Origin of the sequence: Micromonospora echinofusca (genome assembly GCF_017614955.1) — a bacterium.
Classification (GTDB): Bacteria; Actinomycetota; Actinomycetes; order Mycobacteriales; family Micromonosporaceae; genus Micromonospora; species Micromonospora echinofusca_A.
This window is the reverse complement of the sequence record NZ_WVUH01000577.1, coordinates 1-2,390: the sequence shown is the minus strand read 5'-3', so window position 1 is coordinate 2,390 and position 2,390 is coordinate 1. Positions and strand designations below refer to the sequence as shown.

General features: G+C 71.2%; 1 protein-coding gene. It reads right to left on the bottom strand.

Annotated features, from left to right (window positions below):
* Positions 1 to 164: 164 nt before the first annotated feature.
* The gene (locus tag GSF22_RS32900) at positions 165 to 1,733 is read right to left on the bottom strand and encodes an aldehyde dehydrogenase family protein (RefSeq protein WP_208817809.1); all 1,569 of its coding nucleotides are present in this window, start codon (positions 1,731 to 1,733) and stop codon (positions 165 to 167) included.
* Positions 1,734 to 2,390 lie beyond the last annotated feature (657 nt).

The window sequence follows — 2,390 nt, the reverse complement described above, 5'->3', positions numbered from 1 at the left end:
ACGTCGCCCAGGAACTCAACGGCCGCCCACGACAGACGCTCGGCTGGGACAACCCAGCCGAGCGTCTGCGTGATCTACTGACAACCACATAAGCCATCAGGTGTTGCGACGACCCCCAGAAACCGCCTACCGGAAACGATAAGAAGGGGCCCTTCCTTGCACCGTCAGGTGGTGGGGTAGCTGCTGTAGTCGGGGAAGTTGCCGTAGAGCCGGCCCTCGCCGCCCACGGTGACCGCGTGTACCAGCAGGTCGCCGCCGACGAAGGCGCCCTTCCAGGAGGCACCCCGACCGCCGAACGGCTCGGCCCGGTCGCCCCGGGAACGCGGCTTGTTGATGCCCACCTTGAACGCCTGGAGGTCGACCGCGAGCTTGCCGGCGAGTTCCTCGTCGTCGCAGGCGAGCGAGGCGACCAGGGCGCCGTTGGAGGCGTTCATCGCGGCGAGCAGTTCGTCGGTGGTGTCCACGACGACGATGGTGTCGACCGGGCCGAACGGTTCGGCGTGCATCAGCCGGGACCGGCCGGGCGGGGCGAGCAGCACCGACGGGGCGACGTACGCCGAGGTGTCCTGCCCGTCGAGGAACGGCGCACCGTCCAGCTTGCCCCGGTACAGCGGGACCGCGCCGCCGCGTACCGCCTCGTCGACCTTGCGCCGCAGCTCGTCGGCCTTGGCGCCGCTGATCAGCGGACCGAAGTCCAGTTCGGGCAGCGGGTCACCGGCGGTCCAGTCGGCGCCGACGGCGAGCGGGTGACCGAAGCGGACCGAGCGGACCACCGGCAGGTACATGTCGAGGAAGGCGTCGACCAGGTCCCGCTGCACCACGAACCGGGGGTACGCGGTGCACCGCTGCTTGCCGTACTCGAAGCCCTTCTTGAGGTGGGCGGCGAGCAGGTCCCACTGGGAGAACTCCCAGATGCCCCAGGCGTTGAGGCCCTCCTGCTCGATGAAGTGCCGCTTGTCGCTGTCCAGCAGGGCGGCGGCCACCTTGCCCCCGTTGGAGCGACCGCCGACGAACGCCACCGCACCGATTTCCGGCGCCCGGACCAGCACCTCGGACAGTTCCTCGCCGCTGCCGGAGACCAGGGTGGCCGGCAGTCCGGCGCGGCGCATCAGCGCGTGCGCGACGGTGAGGCAGACCGCGCCGCCCTGGGACGGGGTCTTGGCGATCACCGCGTTGCCGGCGAGCAGCTGCACCAGTTCGGCGTGGACCAGCACGCTCATCGGGTAGTTCCAGCTGGCGATGTTGCTGACCGGGCCGGGCAGCGCCTCGCGGCCGTCGGCGAGCATCCGGTCGATCTCCTCGACGTACCAGCGCACACCGTCCAGCGCCCGGTCCACGTCGGCGCAGGCCAGCCGCCACGGCTTGCCGATCTCCCAGACCAGCAGCAGGGCCAGCAGGTCACGGTGCTCGGTCAGCGCGTCGAGGGCGGCGTTGACGCGGGCCTTCCGCTCGGTGAGCGGCGTGGCGGCCCACTCGCGGTGCTCGGCAGCGGCGGCGAGCACGGCGGTACGGGCGGCGGTGGCGTCCAGGCGGGGGATGTTGACCAGCACGGTGTTGTCCACCGGGGTGCGTACCGGTGCCGGCGCGCCGACCGACTGCCAGCCGCCCTCGACCAGGTTGCGCAGGGTGGTGGTGCCGTCGTCGGCGGCCGGGTCGAACGCCTCGGGGGTGGCGGTGACGGCCCGGGCGAGTACGTCGGTCCAGGCGGTGCCGTCAGCGATACGTAGAGCCATCGCGGTCTCCTCGGGTGGCCAGTGGAGCGGCGGCGTCGATGGCACCGCTGGTGGGGCGTACTGTCTCCCGGTCGAATACCGGCCGGCAACAGTACGCTCGTATGCCAGGATGCGGCCGACGGCTCAACGACCCGTCAACCCACCGCCACGAGCCGAGCGTAACGGCGATGAGCTGCTCGTTTGTTCCCAGCATATTAATTTTTATCGATTATGTGATTCCGGCTCCAGGTGCAGGTAAGGGCTTTCTCGGTCCGGTCGGGCAGGGGTCCGCCTGGCCGGACCAGGGGGGTGGCCGGGGTGTTCGTCACGCGGGCGGCAACCCGACCGGAGGGCACGCCGCTGCGCGCGGGCCCTCCGCGATCCGTCCGCAGGAAGCCGGGCTGTCGGATCGGGTGGACGACCCGATCACCCGAAAGCTGGAGTGGATGATCCAGGGCCGATCAGGGCGCGCTCAGGGGGCCTCAGGTGCGCTCAGGGCGCGGGTGTCGCTGCGGCGGGATGGCCGACTGTCGCCCGTGTCGACGTCTGCTGGCACAGACGGTGCAGCTCGACAGGTCGTGAGGGACACCCTGCCCGGTCGCCCGGTCGCCCGGTCGCCCGGTCGCCCGGTCGCCCGGCTGCCGTGCCGGTCGCCGGGTGACGGGACCGTGTCAGCGC

What these genes read in the sequence shown, in the direction of transcription:
- GSF22_RS32900 (WP_208817809.1), bottom strand. Translation starts at nt 1,733, where the DNA reads ATGGCTCTACGTATCGCTGACGGCACCGCCTGGACCGACGTACTCGCC.